General features: G+C 61.0%; 14 protein-coding genes and 1 tRNA gene. 7 read left to right on the forward strand and 8 right to left on the reverse strand.

The window, feature by feature from the left end:
- Nucleotides 1–156 precede the first annotated feature (156 nt).
- The 4 genes from QMK33_RS06110 to QMK33_RS06125 form a co-directional block, all read right to left on the reverse strand.
- Nucleotides 157–2,514, reverse strand: a complete 2,358-nt coding sequence (locus tag QMK33_RS06110) for an endonuclease (protein ID WP_283563677.1) — start codon at nt 2,512–2,514, stop codon at nt 157–159.
- A gap of 212 nt (nt 2,515–2,726) precedes the next feature.
- Complete coding sequence (locus QMK33_RS06115; protein ID WP_283563714.1) at nt 2,727–3,212, reverse strand: fasciclin domain-containing protein; 486 nt, start codon at nt 3,210–3,212, stop codon at nt 2,727–2,729.
- Between the two features lie 394 nt (nt 3,213–3,606).
- Nucleotides 3,607–4,692: a class II fructose-bisphosphate aldolase gene (fbaA, locus tag QMK33_RS06120; protein WP_283563678.1), complete on the reverse strand. Its 1,086-nt coding sequence runs from the start codon at nt 4,690–4,692 to the stop codon at nt 3,607–3,609.
- Nucleotides 4,693–4,831: 139 nt separating this feature from the next.
- Nucleotides 4,832–4,903, reverse strand: a tRNA-Arg gene (locus tag QMK33_RS06125).
- A 146-nt stretch (nt 4,904–5,049) separates the two neighbouring features.
- Here QMK33_RS06125 and QMK33_RS06130 point away from each other — a divergent pair.
- A complete protein-coding gene (locus tag QMK33_RS06130) occupies nt 5,050–5,529 on the forward strand; it encodes an organic hydroperoxide resistance protein (RefSeq protein ID WP_283563679.1) in 480 nt (159 codons plus the stop codon).
- Nucleotides 5,530–5,677: 148 nt separating this feature from the next.
- Nucleotides 5,678–6,205, forward strand: coding sequence for a hypothetical protein (locus QMK33_RS06135; protein WP_283563680.1), 528 nt, complete (start codon nt 5,678–5,680; stop codon nt 6,203–6,205).
- 76 nt (nt 6,206–6,281) lie between these two features.
- Here QMK33_RS06135 and QMK33_RS06140 read toward each other — a convergent pair whose 3' ends face one another.
- From QMK33_RS06140 to sucC, 4 genes are all read right to left on the reverse strand, one after another.
- Nucleotides 6,282–6,548, reverse strand: coding sequence for a hypothetical protein (locus QMK33_RS06140; RefSeq protein WP_283563681.1), 267 nt, complete (start codon nt 6,546–6,548; stop codon nt 6,282–6,284).
- Nucleotides 6,549–6,739: 191 nt separating this feature from the next.
- Nucleotides 6,740–6,943: a hypothetical protein gene (locus QMK33_RS06145; protein WP_283563682.1), complete on the reverse strand. Its 204-nt coding sequence runs from the start codon at nt 6,941–6,943 to the stop codon at nt 6,740–6,742.
- Nucleotides 6,944–6,982: 39 nt separating this feature from the next.
- Nucleotides 6,983–7,963, reverse strand: coding sequence for an aldo/keto reductase (locus QMK33_RS06150; protein ID WP_283563683.1), 981 nt, complete (start codon nt 7,961–7,963; stop codon nt 6,983–6,985).
- Between the two features lie 200 nt (nt 7,964–8,163).
- Complete coding sequence (sucC, locus tag QMK33_RS06155; protein WP_283563684.1) at nt 8,164–9,360, reverse strand: ADP-forming succinate--CoA ligase subunit beta; 1,197 nt, start codon at nt 9,358–9,360, stop codon at nt 8,164–8,166.
- 178 nt (nt 9,361–9,538) lie between these two features.
- Here sucC and QMK33_RS06160 point away from each other — a divergent pair, with 178 nt between their 5' ends.
- From QMK33_RS06160 to QMK33_RS06180, 5 genes are all read left to right on the forward strand, one after another.
- Nucleotides 9,539–10,195, forward strand: coding sequence for an ABC transporter ATP-binding protein (locus tag QMK33_RS06160; protein ID WP_283563685.1), 657 nt, complete (start codon nt 9,539–9,541; stop codon nt 10,193–10,195).
- Nucleotides 10,196–10,301: 106 nt separating this feature from the next.
- Nucleotides 10,302–10,694 carry a hypothetical protein gene (locus QMK33_RS06165; RefSeq protein ID WP_283563686.1) on the forward strand — a complete coding sequence of 131 codons (393 nt, stop codon included), beginning with the start codon at nt 10,302–10,304 and terminating at the stop codon, nt 10,692–10,694.
- Between the two features lie 75 nt (nt 10,695–10,769).
- Nucleotides 10,770–13,283, forward strand: coding sequence for a DUF4132 domain-containing protein (locus tag QMK33_RS06170; RefSeq protein WP_283563687.1), 2,514 nt, complete (start codon nt 10,770–10,772; stop codon nt 13,281–13,283).
- 178 nt (nt 13,284–13,461) lie between these two features.
- Nucleotides 13,462–15,936, forward strand: a complete 2,475-nt coding sequence (locus QMK33_RS06175) for a DUF4132 domain-containing protein (RefSeq protein WP_283563688.1) — start codon at nt 13,462–13,464, stop codon at nt 15,934–15,936.
- Between the two features lie 261 nt (nt 15,937–16,197).
- A complete protein-coding gene (locus tag QMK33_RS06180; RefSeq protein WP_283563689.1) occupies nt 16,198–18,735 on the forward strand; it encodes a DUF4132 domain-containing protein in 2,538 nt (845 codons plus the stop codon).
- Nucleotides 18,736–18,795 lie beyond the last annotated feature (60 nt).

An 18,795-nucleotide genomic window follows, 5' to 3' on the forward strand; every position in this document is an offset into this window, starting at 1 on the left:
GCACGCTACTTACACTGCCCGGCTACGGCGGCTATGCCACCGTAGCCGGGCAGTGTAAGTAGCGTGCCATTAGCTTTTGTCTTTCTTGCTCAGATTCAGCTTGTTGCAGCTGAATCAATGTGTGATTAAAGTAGGCTAAGTGCTTTTCTTGCAAGGCTATTCTACAACTAACCGACTGAAAAACTGCCCTCCCGCCGTGCCCACGCGCACCGCGTAAACGCCGGGGGCCAGCCCCGCCAGCTCCAGCGTGGCGGGCGCAGTATCGCCCATGGCGGCCGTGACGTGGCGCACCAGCCGGCCTAGCGCATCGAGTATCTCAACGGTAGCCAGGTGGTTGCCAATGGTACCCGGCAGGCGCACCTGCACGGTGCCCGGCCCGGTGGGGTTGGGGTATACTTGCAGCGCGGTGCGGGTGCTACTGCCGCGCACGGCCAGCACCGTGGCGCAAGCCGTGGAAGCGTAGCTGCCGATGCTGGCGAAGTTGTCGGTGCCCTGCGCCTGCCAGGTAGTGGCCGCGCCGCCCGTGCCCAGCCAGCGGCTGCTGCCGCGCCCAGTGGCGGGCAGGCGCACTAGCGAGTTGTCGCGGGTGGTGCCGCCGCTCACGACCCAGCCGGTGGCACCGTTGGCCGGCGCGCGGCCCACCACGCCGATAATATCCAGGGTATCTGTGTCGTCGAACAGCACCAGCGTGTGGGTGCCGGCAAAAAAGCACACGTTGGACTGCAGGTTGGCGGCGGCGCGCACGGTGGCGTCGGTTACGCCGGTGTTGGCAATGACGAAAACCTTGCCCGCGGCCAACGTGCCCGTGAGGGTGGCCGTGGCGGTGGGCGTGGTAGCATTGGCGGTAAACACCTCCACGCGCAGCGTTGAGAGGTCGAGGGCCGAGCTGGTGGGGTTGAAAATCTCCAGCGCCTTAGTGTTGCCAGTGCCCGACTCGAAATACTTGGTGAAGAAGGCGTCGGTGCAGCTGCCGCCGGTGGGCGATACGTCGTCGTTGACGATGGTGAGGGTGTGGCGGCTGGGCGTGCCCAGTACCACCGCCGCGCCGCTGGGTGGGCCCAGGCGCAGCACCACGGTTTCGTTGGGCTCGGGCAGCAGGTCGCCCACCACAGTGAGGCTCACCAGCTGGCTCAGGGCGGTGGCATTGGCGAAGGTTACCTGGCTGGTAGTGAGGGTGTAATCGCTGGGGCTGCTGGCAGTGCTGCTGGCGTCCACCGTTACGGGTACCGTGAGTGGAAACATGATACTGCCGGGGTCACTCAGCGTGACGGTGGCGGTGTAGGTGCTGGTGCCGCTGTTGCCCTCGGCGATGGTGCCGGTGGCGGCGCTGAAGCGCACGGTGGGCACCGCGCCATCGTCGTTGGTGATGGTGAGCGTGTGGGTGGCCGGGCCGCCGATGCTGGCCCCGGGGCCGGGGTTTTGCAGGGCCAGCACCACGGTTTCATCGGCCTCGGGCAGCAGGTCGCCGGTTACGCTCACGGCCACCGTCTGGCTGGTTTGGCCGGCGGCAAAGGTGACGGTAGTGGGCGAGGTAAAGCTGAAATCGGCGCCGCTGGTGGCTGTCGAGCTGGCGGCATCCAGGGCCACCTGCACCGTGAGGGCCGCCGTGGGGGCCGGGCTCACGCTGAGCGTAGCGATGTAAGTAGTTGAGCCACTGTTACCTTCGGCCACGGTGCCCGTGGCGGCGGCAAACGCTACCACCGGGCCGGTGGCGGCAAAGCCCCAGGCCCGCGCCACCAGCGCAGGGTCGTTGATGAAGGGGTTGTAGTTGCCCTGGCTGGCGGCCACGCGGCGGTTGCGCTCGCGCTCGTGCTCATCCACGGGGTCGGCCAAATGCCATTGATACAGGGTGTTGAGGTCGGCCAAGGTGTTGATGTCGCCGTGGCCGGTAGCTACCAGGTCGGGCTGCCCGGCGTGCATGGTGTAGAAGTAAAACGCCGTGCGCGCCAGGTTGCCCTTGTGGTCTTCGCGGGGCTCAAACTGCGTGTTGGTATCCTCGCTATACTCGTCGATGTTGGTGCTCGGAATGCCCGTCTGGCTCTGGGTCAGGCGCATCCACAGGCGCGTCTGCGCGTCTGGTATCTCGGCAAACGGGTCCGAGCCGCGGTTGCTATTCCACTGAATATAAGTAGGATACAAGTGGTGCATGTCGGAGCGCATCCGCACCGTTTCCTTGAACCACGACTGCGGAATGGTGTGCTCGCAGTTGATGCTCTGCACCACGCTCGTGCTGGTGCTGCTGAAGCTGAGCAGCACCGTTTCGGTGTAGCCCGAGTACACGCAGGCCACCGTATTGCTGTAGTTATCAGCGTAGTTATACATTTTGGCGCGGGCGTCGGCGTAGCTCAGCTCACGGCGGTAGGGGTCATACCAGTTGGTGCGCAGCCAGTCGCGCAGCGCCGTGCCCGATAGGATGGCCGGCGCAGTCGCCGGCACGGCTGGTATTGTTTGGGCCACGCCCCCCAAAGGCCCCGCGCATAAGGCCAAGAGTAAAAAGCGGAAAAGTCTTTTCATATAAAAACCTTCAAAAGCAAAATAAAAGCTGCGCGGCAAAGGTCAGGCACCAACCGAATAAAAGATGAAACTTCGGCGGTCTTTCACAAAAAGATAACCATGCAGCCACTACCTCTTTTGGTGAGTAAATTACCGGCAAACAAAAAAGGACTGACCACAATGGCCAGTCCTTTAATAAGTTGCGTCCGATTACAGACTAGTGCCTTAGCCGCTTAGTTAGCGGGCATCAGCACCGTGTCGATAACGTGGGTCACGCCGTTCGAGTCGATAATGTTGGGGGTGGTAACGGTGCTGGTGCCGCCTTTGGCGTCTTTCAGCATTACCGAGTCACCGCTTTTCATCACGGTCAGGGTTTCGCCCTCTACCGTGGTCAGCGTCTGGCCATCGGTGAGGTCGGCGGCCAGGAGGCGGCCGGGTACTACGTGGTAGGTCAGGATTTTGGTGAGCGTAGCCTTGTTTTCGGGCATTACCAGGGTCGAAACCGTGCCAGCGGGCAGCTTATCGAAGGCCGCGTTGGTGGGGGCAAACACCGTGAAGGGACCCGCACCTTTCAGCGTGCCCACGAGGTCGGCGGCCTTCACGGCGGCTACCAGCGTAGTGTGGTCACTGGAGTTCACGGCGTTATCCACGATGTCTTTATCGGGCATCATCATGGCGCCGCCTACCATCACGCCCTTGTCCATTTTGTTTTTGCGCATTTTGCGCTTATCGTCCTCTTTGCGGGGTTTGGTGGTGGCTTTCATGCGGTTGCCGGCTTCGTCTTTGCCTTTTACCTTCATTTTGCCATCGTCGGCGACCTTCGTTTTCACGGTCATGCCGTCCACGGTCGTCTTCACTTTATCACCGCCGTCTTCTACCGAAGTCTGGGCGAAGGCAGGCGCAGCAAACAGGGCCAGGGCCAGGGTAGCGAGGGGGAGGAGGTTCTTCTTCATAATGCAGGGGGGTGAGAGAATTGCTTGGCCGCTATACGGCCCAAAGTGGGTTAGGGGTTTAATACCCGGCCATTATTTAGCTAAGTGCCTCAAAATCAAAGCCGGCTGGCTGCCTTAGGGCAGCCAGCCGGCTTTGATTTTGAGGCGGATGCGGCGCTAACTAGGGTCGGCGGTTCACCGCGTTCAGGTCTTCAAAGGCGTGCTTGAGGCGGGCCACAAAGGTTTCCTCGCCTTTGCGCAGCCACACGCGGGGGTCGTAGTACTTCTTGTTGGGCGAGTCGGGGCCGTTGGGGTTGCCAATCTGGCCCTGCAGGAAGCCCTCATTCTTCACGTAGTACTGCTGGATGCCTTCCCAGAAGGCCCACTGCAAGTCGGTGTCGATGTTCATCTTGATGGCGCCGTAGCTGATGGCCTCGCGGATTTCGGCCTGGCTCGAACCCGAGCCGCCGTGAAACACGAAGTCGATGGGCAGCGCCTCCTCAATGTTGTGCTTGGCGCGCAGGTGCTCCTGCGAGTTGTGCAAAATTTTGGGCTCAAGCTTCACATTACCAGGCTTATACACGCCGTGCACGTTGCCAAATGCCGCCGCAATGGTAAAGCGTGGGCTGATTTCGCGCAGCTGCTCGTAGGCGTAGGCCACTTCCTCGGGCTGGGTGTAGAGCTTCGACGAGTCCACGTCGGAGTTGTCCACGCCGTCTTCCTCGCCGCCGGTCACGCCCAGCTCAATCTCCAGCGTCATGCCGATTTTGGCCATACGGGCCAGGTACTCGCGGCAGATTTCGATGTTCTCCTCAATCGGCTCCTCCGACAAGTCAAGCATGTGCGAGCTGTACAGCGGCTGGCCGTACTGGGCAAAGTGCTTTTCGCCGGCCTCCAGCAGGCCATCAATCCAGGGCAGCAGCTTTTTAGCGGCGTGGTCGGTGTGCAAAATCACGGGCACGCCGTAGGCTTCGGCCATCAGGTGCACGTGGTGCGCCCCCGAAATGCCGCCTGCAATGCTGGCCTGCTGCTTATCGTTGGGCAAGCCTTTGCCAGCAAAAAACTGCGCGCCCCCGTTTGAGAATTGAATGATAACCGGCGAGTTAAGGTCGCGGGCGGCTTCGAGCACGGCGTTCACCGTATCGGTGCCGGTCACGTTCACGGCGGGCAGGGCGTAGCCGTGGGTTTTGGCGTGTTGGAAGAGGGCCTGCACTTCGTCGCCGTGCAGCACGCCGGCGCGCAGGCCGGTAAGGGTGGAGTTTGCCATGAGTAGAATAGGCGGCGCAAAGAAGGCCCCGCCCCCGCAAAGAAACAGCCGAGCGGCCGTTTTGCCTGCGTTGGGCAGGCCACCGCGACGCTAAAAATAAAAACCCTTCCTTATCCAGCGATAAGAAAGGGTTTTGCCGTGGGCACATTAGGAATCGAACCTAAATCTAGAGCTTCGGAGGCTCCCATACTATCCGTTGTACTATGCGCCCAGTAGTTCGGGCTGCAAAAGTAGCCACAAATGCGGCCGCTGCCAAACCCAGGTAACTACTTTAGCCAGTCAAATTAGCTAAAAGCGTAACCCTGGGCCTGAAAATCCGGTTAACTCCCCCTAAACCTGTCAATTCATTCCCTGCACATGGATTCTTCTAAAAAGACCCTCTACACGGCCGACGCTACGGCCGTGGGTGGCCGTAGCGGCCACGTACGCTCCGCCACCGGTATTATCGACCTTGAAATGAGCGTGCCCGAAGGCCTCGGCGGCAAAAAAGGCGCTACTAACCCCGAAGAGCTGTTTGCCGCTGGTTATTCGTCATGCTTTCAGCAGGCCCTACTCGTAATCGCGCAGCGCGGCGGCGAGAAGCTCGACCCCGCTACGGAGGTAAAGTGTTCGGTAACCCTCTTCCAGGATGGCGAAGCCTTCGGCCTGAGCGCCGTGCTGGACATCGACCTGAAGTCATTTGACCAGGCTAAAACCATTGAAATGGTGCGCGAGGCCCACAAAATCTGCCCCTACTCGGTAGGTACCCGTGGCAATATGGAAGTGGAGCTGAAGGTGAAAGGCGAAGCCGTTCCCGTGCAGGCCGCAGAAAACGCCGGCGTAGCCGAAGGCAAGTAAGCAACTTCGTTTGCCCATAGGAAGGCCCATCCGAGCTATTGGATGGGCCCTTTTTGCGTGGGCTGAGCGGTGGGCACACCTTTTGCGGGTGGCTTGCGTAAGAGGCCAACCCCTCGGATTATCCGGCGCAAACCTTCCGCTTATGATTATGAAAAAACTACTCACCGTGCTGGCCGCCGCCGCTACGCTGGCTTCGTGCCGCGAGGCCGGTACCGCCGTGCAAAGCCGCCCCTCGGCCACCGGCACCGCCGAGGCCAAGACTATTCGCTTCGATACGACCTTCCTGAAAGTGGCCGGCGCGCGCACCTACCCGCACACCTACACCGGCAACCTGGTAATCGGGGAAACCAAAAAAGTATCGGTGCCCGTGCAGATTGACTGGACGACCATGGACCAGGCGGGCTGCCCGCAGGTAGCCGCCGTGAAAGTATATCAGCTCAACGGCGACGACCGCCGCATCATCCTCACGGTGAAGGCTATCCGCGATGCCGTGTGCAAGCCCAACCCCCGGCCCGCCGGCAGCACTCGCGCCGCTACCTTCGCCGGCGCGGCCTACCTCAAGCTAACTGGCGAAGCCCGCGAAATTCACCGTACTACTTCTACTACCTTCACCCTCAATGGCTTGGGTTATCATGATGAGCTAAGCGCCGACTCGCTATCGGCCAGCGCACAGTAAAAGCCAGAAACTGCGTAACAAAAAGAGCCCTGACCGCAGCTGCGGTCAGGGCTCTTTTTGTTACTTGCAAAGTGCTTTAATTCAAGTAGATGCGGTGCGTTACTTCGAAGCGGTGCGGCGCAAAGGCGTTGTAGTAGGGGGCTGGGCCGTCGAAGGTGAGCACGTGAATGAGCGGAATGCCTTCGAGACGGCTTTCTACCACACGCACGGGGTAAACTTCGCCTACCGTGGGCCAGTCGCCGCCGTGGTTGGCGGGCCGGTTGTCGGCATCGACACAGCGGGCGTAATCGAGGTAGGGGGCCGCCGTGGTGGCTTCGGCCAAGGTGTAGCTAGCAACTTCCATAAGGCAAAGGTATGGGGAGCAAGTAAATACGTACGAAATGGGCAAACGTTGGCCGGAGCCGAGCGGGTGAATAGCAGCCTTAACATCAGCCCACAGCCATAAGTTTGGCCCTGACGCTGCGGTGTACTTGTGAGCAGCTAAACTTACGACAGAAGTGCCTAGCCCGGCGTAATGACGCCGCCCAAAATCAGCTACGAGCGCAGCGAATCTTTCGGCGCGGACGCGGGCGGCCGAAAAAGCCTGAGCAGTAGCAGTAGCGCCCCCGCCACTACCAGCGCCATGCCGCTCAGCAGTAGCCAATCGGCACCAAACCAATGCAGTACCTTGATTACAGCACCAAGGAGGAGGACGGCCAACCCGAGCAAGAAGCAGGTAACGGCATAGGCAATTTTCATAGCTGCAAGCTATATAAAACTTGCGCGGAAAGCATTAGCTTAGCTAAAGCCCAGCACCGGGTGCGGCTGGTAGGGCGCTTCGAGCCGCTTTATCTCGTCCTCCGACAGCTTTACATCCACCGCCGCCACGGCGTCTTCGAGGTGGCCGGGCTTGCTGGCGCCTACGATGGGGGCCGTAATAACGGGTTTGCTCAGCAGCCAGGCCAGCGCGATTTGGGCATTGGGCAGGCCGCGCTCCCGGGCAATTTCTGTTACGCGGTCGGCCACCGCGAAGTCGTCGTCGCGGCCGTAGAGGCTTTTGCCGAAGGCGTCGGTTTTGGCGCGCTCGGTTTCGTTGCGGGCCTTGCTGCGGCCGCCCGTGAGCAGCCCGCGCGCCAGCGGCGACCACGGAATAACCCCGATTTTCTGGTCGGCGCAGAAGGGCAGCATCTCGCGCTCCTCCTCGCGGTACACGAGGTTGTAATGCGGCTGCATGCTCACGAAGCGCGTCCAGCCCTGCCGGTCGGCCAGGTACTGGGCCTGCGCAAACTGCCAGGCAAACATCGACGAAGCCCCGATGTAGCGCGCCTTGCCGGCCTTTACCACGTCGTGCAGGGCCTCCATCGTTTCCTCAATCGGCGTGTCGTAGTCCCAGCGATGAATCTGGTAGAGGTCCACGTAGTCGGTACCCAAGCGCTTGAGACTGGCATCAATGGCACTCAGTATATGCTTGCGCGAGAGGCCCTTATCATTCGGTCCCGGGCCCATCGCGTTAAAAACCTTGGTAGCCAGCACCACCTCGTCGCGCTGGGCAAAGTCGCGCAGGGCGCGGCCCACCACTTCTTCGCTCGCACCGTTGGAGTACACGTCGGCGGTGTCGAAGAAGTTGATACCCAGCTCCAGCGCTTTTTGGATGAAAGGCCGGCTTGTGGCTTCGTCCAAGGCCCAGGGCCAGCGCTCGGTGGGCGTGCCGTAGGTCATGGTGCCCAGGCAAATTTTGGAAACCTGAAGGCCAGTGTTTCCTAAGCGGGTGAATTCCATAGTGGAAAAGAGGGAGTAGGAGTAGAATAAGTAAACAGGCCTGTCATGCTGACGAAGGAAGTACCTCATCGCGTCAGGGCCGCTCGTTTGCACCTGACGCGACAAGGTGCTTCCTTCGTCAGCACGACAGGTGGGTTATAACCAAAAAAAGCCCGCCTGGGTTACCAGACGGGCTTTTCAATCTCAAAATAGCTAACTGCTTATGCGGTAGCCAATACTTCTTTCACGCGGGCAGCGGCGTCCTTCAGCAGGGTGGCCGACTTCACTTTCAGGCCGCTCTCATCAATGATGCGGGCGCCTTCCTCGGCGTTGGTGCCTTGCAGGCGCACGATGATGGGCACGCGGATATCACCGATTTTCTTGTAGGCCTCTACCACGCCGTTGGCTACGCGGTCGCAACGCACGATGCCGCCGAAGATGTTGATGAGGATGGCCTTCACGTTCGGGTCCTTCAGGATGATGCGGAAACCCGCCTCTACCGTCTGGGCGTTGGCTCCACCCCCTACGTCGAGGAAGTTGGCCGGCTCGCCGCCGCTCAGCTTGATGATGTCCATGGTAGCCATGGCCAGGCCGGCGCCGTTCACCATGCAGCCCACGTTGCCGTCGAGCTTCACGTAGTTCAGGTTCGACTCCGACGCCTCTACCTCCAGGGGGTCTTCCTCGTTGGTATCGCGCAGGGCCACAAAATCTTTGTGGCGGAACAGGGCGTTGTCGTCCAGGGTCACCTTGGCGTCAACGGCCAGGATTTTGTTGTCCGATGTTTTCAGCACGGGGTTAATCTCGAACATGGCCGAGTCCGTCTCGTCGTAGGCCTTGTACAGCGCCGTTACGAACTTCACCATCTCCTTAAAGGCATCGCCCGAGAGGCCGAGGCCAAAGGCGATTTTGCGGGCCTGAAAGCCTTGCAGACCCACGGCGGGGTCGATGAATTCTTTCAGGATTTTTTCGGGGTGATGGTCAGCTACTTCCTCAATATCGACGCCGCCTTCGGTGGTGTAGATGATGACGTTTTTGCCACTGGTGCGGTCAAGCACCACGCTCATGTAGAACTCCTTGGTGGGGCTTTCGCCGGGGTAATACACGTCCTGGGCGATGAGGACTTTATTGACCAGGCGGCCTTCGGGGCCAGTTTGCTTGGTAACAAGCTGCATACCAAGGATTTGACCGGCAATCTCTTTTACCTGCTCCAGGTTTTTGGCGAGCTTTACTCCGCCGCCCTTGCCCCGGCCACCGGCGTGAATCTGGGCCTTGATGACGTACCAGCTGGTGCCGGTTTGCTCGGTGAGCTTTTTGGCGGCTTCTACGGCTTCCTCGGCGGTGTCGGCGGTGAGGCCTTCCTGCACGCGTACGCCGTATTTTTTGAGAATTTCCTTGCCTTGATACTCGTGAATATTCATCGGAGGGGGTAGGGGTGGAGTTTTAAGTACTGGCGCGAAGGTAGGGCCGGGATGCCGCTTGTCATTGCGAGCGCAACGAAGTGGAGCGCGGCACCCGACAGGCGGCGCGGGCGGCCCAACGCCCGGCGGCCTTTGCACGTAGCTTTGCCCACTTACTACTAGTATAGCCCACATTACCTTGCTGCAAGCCATTAACCTCCGCAAAAGCTACAATTCGCTGGAAGTGCTCAAGGGCATTGACCTTACTATTAAGCGGGCCGAAATCGTGAGTATCGTGGGGTCGTCGGGAGCTGGCAAAAGCACGCTGCTACATATTTTGGGCACCTTGGACGACCCCGACGCGGGCGAGGTGCTTTTCGATGGCGAGTCGGTGACCAAGCTGGGACGCACTGCGCTGGCCAAGTTTCGCAACCGCCACATTGGCTTCGTGTTCCAGTTTCACAACCTGCTGCCTGAGTTCACGGCTCTCGAAAATGTATGCCTGCCCGCCTTTCTGGCCGACCGCTCGGAGAAGGAAGTGCGCGTGCGGGCCCGCGAATTACTGGGCCTGCTCAACCTCGACCACCGCGTAGACCACAAGCCCAGCGAGATGAGCGGCGGCGAGCAGCAGCGCGTGTCGGTGGCCCGCGCCCTCATCAACTCGCCTGAAATCATCTTTGCCGATGAGCCCAGCGGCAACCTCGACTCCAAAAATGCCCAGGAGCTGCATGAACTGTTCTTCTGGCTGCGCAAGGAGTTTGGCCAAACCTTCGTCATCGTGACTCACAACGACACGCTGGCCCAAATGGCCGACCGCACCATTGTAATGCGTGACGGCCATATTCTGGAAGAGTAGGCGAGTAGCGTGGACGCTGGGAGTCCGCGCTTGGAACCGTTGGTTTTCGACAAAGCAGGCGTTTATTTCGTAGTAAACGCACCTCTTTTTCAAAAACACGCCTGCTATGCCCCTACTCACCATCCTCGACGAAACGGCCAGCGGCAGTGTGCTGCACCGCCTGGAGCTGGAAATCAGCCAGGAAACGCTCACCGTGCGCGAACTGATTGCCCGCCGCGTGCACGACGAAGTAGCCGACTACAATAAGCGGCAACCACCTGTTTTTCAGGGACTTGTCCAGCCCACCGAGTCGGAGCGGGCGCTCAACGGCTACCGGCTGCGGCCCACCAAGCAAATTGATGGCGAGCAGCAGGCGTACCGCGCCCTCGAAGCGTTTCAGCGCAACGGGTTTTTCGTGCTCATCAACGACCGGCAGGCCGAAAGCCTGGACGAGGAGGTGTGGCTCGGCGACGGGGCCACCGTCAGCTTCGTGAAGCTCACGCCCCTGGTGGGCGGCTGAGGCGCGGCCCGGTTACTTGCTTTACTCCTTTTCTTCCCTTGTTCAGCCAGCTCCTCGGCTGTCAGTAGCATCAGTATGTCCACTCCCGAATTCAACGAATCCGACATTACCCTCACCATCCTCCAGGACTCCAGCCCCGAAGCCCAGGAAATGCGCGCCGTACTCGTTGAATTGGTGGGGCAGCAGCGGGATGGGTCGGGTTACTTCCCCAAACTTACCAGCCTGCCCGCCTACCAGGCGGCACGGGCGCAGGATGTGGCCTACCGGGGGCGGCTGGTGCGGGCCACTGCTACCGCGTATGCCCGCTCTTACAAAAAATGGGGGGCTGAAAATATTCGCCGGGCGCTAGCCTACCTGTTAGAAGGTTTATTCCGCACTAAGCTAGCGCTCACCCAGGCCGATTACCTATTCGTATTCGACAAGGCTGATTTTAATTTAGCGAAGTCCAGCAGAGAAACTTTTGAAAATTTTTACCGCTTCCCCATCCTGCTAGCCTTGAGCCAGGTAGCCAATCTAGCCCAGAACCAAGGCTTAAGCCCGCAGATGCGGGTATTTCTGGAAAAGCTGCTCAACTTCACCACTCATTTCCTGCGTGAACTTGATGCGGTACAGGTAAGAGTTCAGGAAATTCTGGGTCGGGATGCCACCAAGGGGATGCCCGTGCTGCTGATTGCTAAACGTGACATTCTGGGCAAAGGCATGTGGGATTTCGTGGCCTCCCTCAACCCAGATAGCCCGGCCACGCTCCACTGGCTTCAGCTGCTGGAGCTATGGCAGCAGGCCACCACCAGCCAGCCTTCGGCTAAGCTGCGCCAGGAGCTGGATGCCGCCACGGCCACGCTGGGTGCCAACGTGGTGCGCGAACAGGGCCGCGCCTGGCTGGAGCTGCTGACTTTACCGACTACCCAGCCCAGGGCTTTCTTCGCTAATTACTTTGATAGCTATGCGCCCACCAACTACTGTTGCCTGGTCGATGCCAATTCCGTACTGGATAAGGGTCTCGTCTGGACTATGCAGCCGTTGGCGGATGCGGATATCCTGGCCCGCCTTACGACCATAGCGACCTGTGGCGTAGGCGACGGGCTGGGCAATGCCTGCCTGCTGGCGCTCGCCAAGAATGGCCTGCCCGGCATGGCGGCCCTCACGCGGGTGCGCAGCAAAACCCGCCAGAGCAATACCCTGGCCCTGATTGCCCGTCATATTACCCAGGAAGCGGCGCAGTTGGGCGTGAGCTCGGCCGAGGTGGAAGACTTATCGGTGCCTGATTTCGACTTCAAAAATGGCCGGCTGGCCGAGGAGCTGGGTGAGTACACGGCCACCCTCACCCTGACCGGCGGCAAGGTTGAGCTAAGCTGGCAGAAAGGCGACAAGCCCCTGAAAAGTGCCCCTGCCGCCCTCAAAGCCAGCCACCCCTACGAGTTGAAGGCGCTGAAAGCCACTCATACCGCCATTCAGCAAACCTACACGGCCCTGCGCGACCGGCTCGACCGCAGCTTTACCGAAGGCCGCCGCATTGCCGGGCCCTGGTTCGAGCAGTACTACCTCCACCACGAGCTGATGCGCGAGCTGGTGCGGCCCCTCATCTGGCGCCTGCACCAGCCCGATGGCGGCACGCAGGATGCTATTTATCAGGCTGATGCCTGGCAGGATGCGCAGGGCCAGCCCGTGCCCGCGCCCACGGCCGAGACCGAGCTGCAGCTCTGGCACCCGGTGCTGGCTCCGGCCGGGCAAGTAGTGGCCTGGCGGCAGTATCTGGAAACCAAGCAGTTGCGTCAGCCCCTCAAGCAGGCCTACCGGGAGGTGTATCTGCTCACGCCGCCCGAGGAGCGCACCGCCACCTACTCCAACCGCATGGCGGCCCATATCCTCAAGCAGCACCAGTTCAACTCATTAGCCAAGCTGCGCGGCTGGCGCTATAACCTGCTGAGTACCTACGACGCTTCCCGCACCACCGAAGCCGCTACCCTTCAGCTGCCGGCCCACGACCTCACGGCTGATTTCTTGGTGGGTGCCGTGGCCGTTGAGGGCGAGTGGAACGGCAGCCAATACAAGTACGTGAGCACCGACCAGGTACGCTTCGGGCGCAACTACCGGCTGGTGCCGCTGCCCGAAATCCCGCCCTTGGTCTTCTCGGAAGTGATGCGCGACGTGGACCTTTTTGTGGGCGTGGCCAGCGTGGGCAACGATCCCGAATGGCGCGACAATGGCGGTCTGGGCCAGTACCGCGCCTACTGGGAACGCTACAGCTTTGGCGACTTGGGGGAGGTGGCCAAAAACCGCCGCCTGGCCCTGGAACGCCTCGTGCCCCGCCTCAAAATTGGCAAGGTGAGCGAAATTAAGGGTAATTTTCTGGAGGTGACCGGCAAGCGCCACGTCTATAAAATCCACCTGGGCTCGGGCAATATTCTGATGGCGCCCAACGACCAGTACCTGTGCATTGTGCCCGACCAGGCGACCAAAACGCTGGGTACGGGCAGCGTGTTTCTGCCCTTCGAGGGCGACGAGCTGCTCTCCATCATCCTCAGCAAAGCCTTGCTGCTGATGGAGGACGATAAGATTACCGACCAGACTATTTTGCGCCAGCTATAAACTATAGGTGGCACTTGCTGGAAAAGCAACCCCCTGCCCTGGCTGCCAACCCAGACGTTGCGGCCGCCCCAACCAGGTTGTGTTATCGTCCTCCCGCCCGCAGCTGGCTACTGATAAATACCTAACGATGAAAATCTTATGGCCTATCATAACCAGTTTCCATCTTACTCAAAATGCCATGTTCGCTGAACCTAATCTGCAACACCTCTCATTCGTTTTGGAAGACCCCAGCCCCGAAGCCCGGGAAATGCAGCCCCTACTGACAGATTTACTGCCGAAGGTGGTGTATAAAGGCTATTATACCAAAGTTGAAGAGGTGCCCGCCTATAAAGCTGTCCTGGCGCAGGATGATAATTTTCGGAGCCGGTTGGTGCTAGCCCTGTCCTGTGTGTATGAACGCTTGCGCGGCCAGAGCGCTTACTTTTTTTACATGGCGGTTTCCGGGTCGATGGAAGGGCTACTGCGCAGTTCACTGGTTCTCAGTCAGGCCGACTATCTGCTGCTACTGGCCAATGCGGGCTTCGATTTGACGCTGCCCAAGCCAGCAATGCCCTATCCCCCCTACTTCCCCCTGCTGGCCACGCTGGCCCAGATTGCCCGGCTGGCCAAAACCCAGCCGCTGGACCCACCCATGCGGGCATTCGTGGAGCAGCTGCGCGACCTGGCGCACGCGGGTAGAACAGAGTCGCCGCTGAAGGTATACCCCAAGGCGCGCGAGATTCTGGGCCAGGTCGATAGCCCCGGCGAACTGCCCGCGCTACTCCTCACGCCTTATCCGCTGGGCGAGCCGCTGGGGCAGTTTGTGGCCGCCCTCGCGCCCACCGACCCCCTGGCCCGGCCCTGGGTGCGGCTGCTACTGCTCTGGAAAAAAGCCACCGCCGGCCAGCCCACCGCCAAGCTGCGCCAGGAGTTGGATGCTGCCACCGCTGCTGTGGGGGCCGAGGCCGTGCGCGAGCAGGGCCGCGCCTGGCTGGAGCAGCTGAACAATTTGCCGTTGCACGATGGCATGGAACCCGATAATGCCATTGTGGCCAAAGGCCTGGTGTGGACGATGCAGCCGCTGGCCGATGCGGGCATGGTGGACCTACTAGCGAAAATAGTGGCTAACTGTTTCCACAAAGTGCCGGGCCAGGCCCCGCTGGCCGTGGGGCTGGGCAACGCTGGCCTGCTGGCCCTCTCGCAGGCGGGCCTGCCCGGCATAGCGGCCCTGGCGCGGGTGCGCGGAAAAATCCGTCAGAGCAATACCCTGGCCCTGATTGCCAAGTACATCGAGCAGGAATCGGTGAAGCTGGGCGTGAGCCCAGCCGAGATAGAGGATATGGCTGTGCCCGATTTCGGCCTCGAAAACGGCTGGCTGACCGAGGAGTTGGGCGAGTACACGGCCGCCCTGACCCTAATAGGCGGCAAGGTTGAGCTGCGCTGGCAGAAGGGTGACAAGCCCCTGAAAAGTGCCCCCGCCGCCCTCAAAGCCACCCACGCCGACGAGCTAAAGGAGTTGAAAGCCACCCACACCGCTGTTCAACAAACCTACGCCGCCCTGCGCGACCGGCTGGAGCGGGGCTTTGCCGATGAGCGCCGCCTGGCCTGGCCCTGGTTTGCGCAGTACTACCTGCACCACGGCTTGCTGGGCGAGCTGGCTCGCCCGCTCATCTGGCGGCTGCACCAGCCCGATGGCCGCGTGCAGGACGCTATTTATCAAGATGCTACCTGGCAGGATGCGCAGGACCAACCAGTGGCTGCCCCTACCGCCGACACCACCGTGCAGCTCTGGCACCCCGCGCTGGTGCCCGCCGCCGAGGTGCAGGCCTGGCGGCAATGGCTCGATGCGCGGCAGCTGCGCCAGCCCCTCAAACAAGCTTACCGCGAAATATACCTCCTTACGCCGCCCGAGGAAGTTACCGCCACCTACTCCAACCGCATGGCGGCCCACATCCTCAAGCAGCACCAATTCAATAGCTTAGCCAAGCTGCGCGGCTGGCGCTACAGCCTGTTGGGGGCCTATGATACCGATATTGCCACCGCCACGCTGCTACTGCCTACCCACGGCCTCACGGCCGAGTTTCGGCTGCGTGGCCTGCTAGGCGACCACGAGCTGACCGATGTGGGCCTGTACCTATACATGACGACCGACCAGATGCGCTTCGTGCGCGGCGGCCAGCCCGTGCCGCTGCCCGAAATTGCGCCGCTGGTCTTCTCGGAGGTCATGCGCGACGTGGACTTGTTTGTGGGCGTGGCCAGCGTGGGCAACGACCCCCAGTGGCGCGACGGTGGCGGCCTGGTCCAGTTCCGCACCTATTGGGAAAGCTACAGCTTCGGCGACCTGGGTGAGGTGGCCAAAAACCGCCGCCTGGCCCTGGAGCGCCTCGTACCCCGTCTCAAAATTGGCAAGGTGAGCGAAATTAAGGGTAATTTTCTGGTGGTGAAGGGCACGCGCCACGTGTACAAAATCCACCTGGGCTCGGGCAATATTCTCATGGAGCCCAATGACCAGTACCTGTGCATTGTGCCCGACCAGGCGGCCAAAACGCTGAGCACTAGCGACGTGTTTCTGCCCTTCGAGGGCGATGCGGTGCTCTCCATTATTCTCAGCAAAGCCCTGCTGCTGATGGAGGACGACAAGATTAAAGACGAAACCATTCTGCGCCAGCTGTGAGCCCGCGCGCCGGTAGCGTAGCCGGGGTCAAACCGCCCGGCAACGGCTACTCTCACCACGCCCCAGCCCAGCCCAGCCCAGCCCAGTCGGCGGCGACGACTGGCCGGCAGCCTGGCTAAGGGGGTGGGGGCCAGTGACGGGGCCACCGGCAGCTTTGCCACGCTCACGCTCTTGGTTAGCGGCTGAGCCGCGGGCCGGTTGCCGCCTTTTAGCCTTTTCTCACCTTTTACACCCGGCCCATCGGCCGTCAATACCACCAGTATGCCTGCTCCCCAAATCAATCAAGCTGACCTTATTGCCACTATTCTAGCGGATTCCGGCCCCGAAGCCCAGGAAATGCGCGCCGTGCTAACCGAATTGGTAGAGCAGCAGCTAAAACGCGTTCCACTCACCGAATTGCCCGCCTACCAGACGGTACGGGCCCAAGATGCAGCTTACCGGAGCCGGCTGGTGCGGGCCATTACCACCGCATACACCCGTTCCTACGGTGAACGAGGGGGTGGCGATATCCGCTGGGCGCTGGGTGATGTGCTGGCCGACCTGTTGCAAACTACTTTATCGCTCACTCAGGAAGATTGTATACAGCTGTTTGTCAACGCGCGCTTCAACTTCATAAAGCCGGGCAAAAGGGAGGTGGAGTTTCATAGCTTCCCCGCTAACGCAGTGCTCAGCCAATTAATTAAAATAGCTCAGCAGCAAACCCTTAACCCAACCACGCGGGCATTTCTGGAAGCCATGTCCGACCGCACCTCCGATAGTGAGGACAGTTTGCTGCTGGTGCATTTCAAGGTGCAGGAGGCGCTGGGCCAGTCCAGCGCCGCGGGGGCCCTACCCGTGGTGGCGTTTGACCAAGGCGACCCGCTGGGCCAGCGTTTGCGGCAGTTTGGGGAGGCCTTAGCCCCTACTGGGCCAGCCGCGCGGCCCTGGCAGCAACTGCTGCGGCTGTGGCAAAAAACCAGTGGTGGCCAGCCCACCGCTAAGTTTCGCCAGGAGCTGGACGCCGCTACCGCCGCCGTGGGCCCCGAGGCCGTGCGCGAGCAGGGCCGCGCCTGGCTGGAGCTGCTGGTTGACATACCAGTACCAGGACCGGAGCGGGAATACCAGCGTAGCGACGGCACAACGTTCTTTTATTCGAGCTGTGATTACTTAACGTCAACCAATAGCACCGTGGCCAAAGGCCTCGTTTGGACGATGCAGCCGCTGGCCGATGCGGCGATGCTGCCCCTGTTCACGGCGCTGGTAACCAAGTGCTTTCGCAAGCGCCAATACCAAGGGCCGTTGAATGTAGCGCTGGGCAACGCCGGCCTGCTGGCCCTCGCGCAAAACGGCCTGCCGGGCATGGCGGCCCTGTCCCGCATACGCGGCAAAGTCCGCCAGAGCAACACCCAGGCCCTGATTGCCAAGTATATCGGGCAGGAATCGGCCAAACTGGGCGTGAGCCCGGCCGAAGTGGAAGACCTGTCGGTACCCGATTTTGGCCTCGAAAATGGCCGGCTGACCGAAGAGCTGGGCGAGTACACGGCCACCCTCGCCCTCACCGGTGGCAAGGTTGAGCTAAGCTGGCAGAAAGGCGACCAACCCCTGAAAAGCGCCCCTGCCGCTCTCAAAGCCACCCACGCCGAGGAGCTGAAGGAGCTGAAAGACGCCCAAACCACCGCCCAGCAGACCTACACCGCCCAGCGCGAGCGCCTCGACCGGGGCTTTGCTGACGAGCGCCGCATTGCCTGGCCCTGGTTTGCGCAATACTACCTGCACCACGGCCTGCTGGGTGAGCTGGCGCGGCCCCTCATCTGGCGGCTGCACCAGCCCGATGGCAGCGTGCAGGATGCTATTTATCAGGCCGATACCTGGCAGGATGCGCAGGGCCAGCCCGTGCCTGCCCCCACGGCCGACACCACCGTGCAGCTCTGGCACCCCGTGCTGGTCCCGGCCGGGCAAGTAGTGGCCTGGCGGCTGCTGCTGGATAAGTGGCAATTGCGCCAGCCCCTCAAGCAGGCTTACCGCGAGGTGTATTTGCTCACGCCGCCCGAGGAGGTTACCAATACTTACTCCAACCGCATGGCCGCCCACATCCTCAAGCAGCCCCAGCTCAATAGCCTGGCCAAGCTGCGGGGGTGGCGCTATAAACCGATGGGCTACCACGACAGGGGCAACCAAATCGAGGCGGCCAGCCTGGCATTGCCCGCCCACGGCCTCACCGCCGAGTTCTGGGTGCGTGAGGTGGACGCCAACGATGCCTTCAATCACGTTGGCATCTGGCTCTATGTGAGCACCGACCAGGTGCGCTTCATGCGGGGCCGCGAGTTGGTGCCGCTGCCCGAAATCCCGCCCCTGGTGTTTTCGGAGGTGCTGCGCGACGTGGACCTGTTCGTGGGCGTGGCCAGCGTAGGCAACGACCCGCTGTGGCGCGACAACGGCGGCCTGGGCCAGTACCGCGCCTACTGGGAACGCTACAGCTTCGGCAACCTGAGCGAGGTGGCTAAAAACCGCCACCTGGCCCTGGAACGCCTCGTGCCCCGTCTCAAAATTGCCAAGGTCAGCGAACTTAGGGGCAATTTTCTGGTGGTAAGAGGCACGCGCCACGTCTACAAAATTCACGTGGGCAGCGGCAACATCCTCATGGAGCCCAACGACCAGTACCTGTGCATTGTGCCCGACCAGGCGGCCAAAACGCTGAGCACGGGCGACGTTTTCCTGCCCTTCGAGGGCGACGCCGTGCTCTCCATCATCCTGAGCAAGGCCCTGCTGCTGATGGAGGATGACAAGATTACCGACCAAACCATCCTGTGCCAATTATAATTGGGAGCCTATACCTCGACTGGAGTCTTGTAAGGAACGGGGTCTTATCTGGCTAAGAGG

Source organism: Hymenobacter sp. H14-R3, from assembly GCF_030063445.1.
GTDB lineage: Bacteria > Bacteroidota > Bacteroidia > Cytophagales > Hymenobacteraceae > Hymenobacter.

What these genes read in the sequence shown, in the direction of transcription:
- QMK33_RS06145 (WP_283563682.1), bottom strand. Translation starts at nt 6,943, where the DNA reads ATGAAAATTGCCTATGCCGTTACCTGCTTCTTGCTCGGGTTGGCCGTC.
- sucC (WP_283563684.1), bottom strand. Translation starts at nt 9,360, where the DNA reads ATGAATATTCACGAGTATCAAGGCAAGGAAATTCTCAAAAAATACGGC.
- QMK33_RS06135 (WP_283563680.1), top strand. Translation starts at nt 5,678, where the DNA reads ATGAAAAAACTACTCACCGTGCTGGCCGCCGCCGCTACGCTGGCTTCG.
- QMK33_RS06165 (WP_283563686.1), top strand. Translation starts at nt 10,302, where the DNA reads ATGCCCCTACTCACCATCCTCGACGAAACGGCCAGCGGCAGTGTGCTG.
- QMK33_RS06175 (WP_283563688.1), top strand. Translation starts at nt 13,462, where the DNA reads ATGTTCGCTGAACCTAATCTGCAACACCTCTCATTCGTTTTGGAAGAC.
- QMK33_RS06150 (WP_283563683.1), bottom strand. Translation starts at nt 7,963, where the DNA reads ATGGAATTCACCCGCTTAGGAAACACTGGCCTTCAGGTTTCCAAAATT.
- fbaA (WP_283563678.1), bottom strand. Translation starts at nt 4,692, where the DNA reads ATGGCAAACTCCACCCTTACCGGCCTGCGCGCCGGCGTGCTGCACGGC.
- QMK33_RS06115 (WP_283563714.1), bottom strand. Translation starts at nt 3,212, where the DNA reads ATGCGCAAAAACAAAATGGACAAGGGCGTGATGGTAGGCGGCGCCATG.
- QMK33_RS06130 (WP_283563679.1), top strand. Translation starts at nt 5,050, where the DNA reads ATGGATTCTTCTAAAAAGACCCTCTACACGGCCGACGCTACGGCCGTG.
- QMK33_RS06140 (WP_283563681.1), bottom strand. Translation starts at nt 6,548, where the DNA reads ATGGAAGTTGCTAGCTACACCTTGGCCGAAGCCACCACGGCGGCCCCC.
- QMK33_RS06170 (WP_283563687.1), top strand. Translation starts at nt 10,770, where the DNA reads ATGTCCACTCCCGAATTCAACGAATCCGACATTACCCTCACCATCCTC.
- QMK33_RS06110 (WP_283563677.1), bottom strand. Translation starts at nt 2,514, where the DNA reads ATGAAAAGACTTTTCCGCTTTTTACTCTTGGCCTTATGCGCGGGGCCT.
- QMK33_RS06180 (WP_283563689.1), top strand. Translation starts at nt 16,198, where the DNA reads ATGCCTGCTCCCCAAATCAATCAAGCTGACCTTATTGCCACTATTCTA.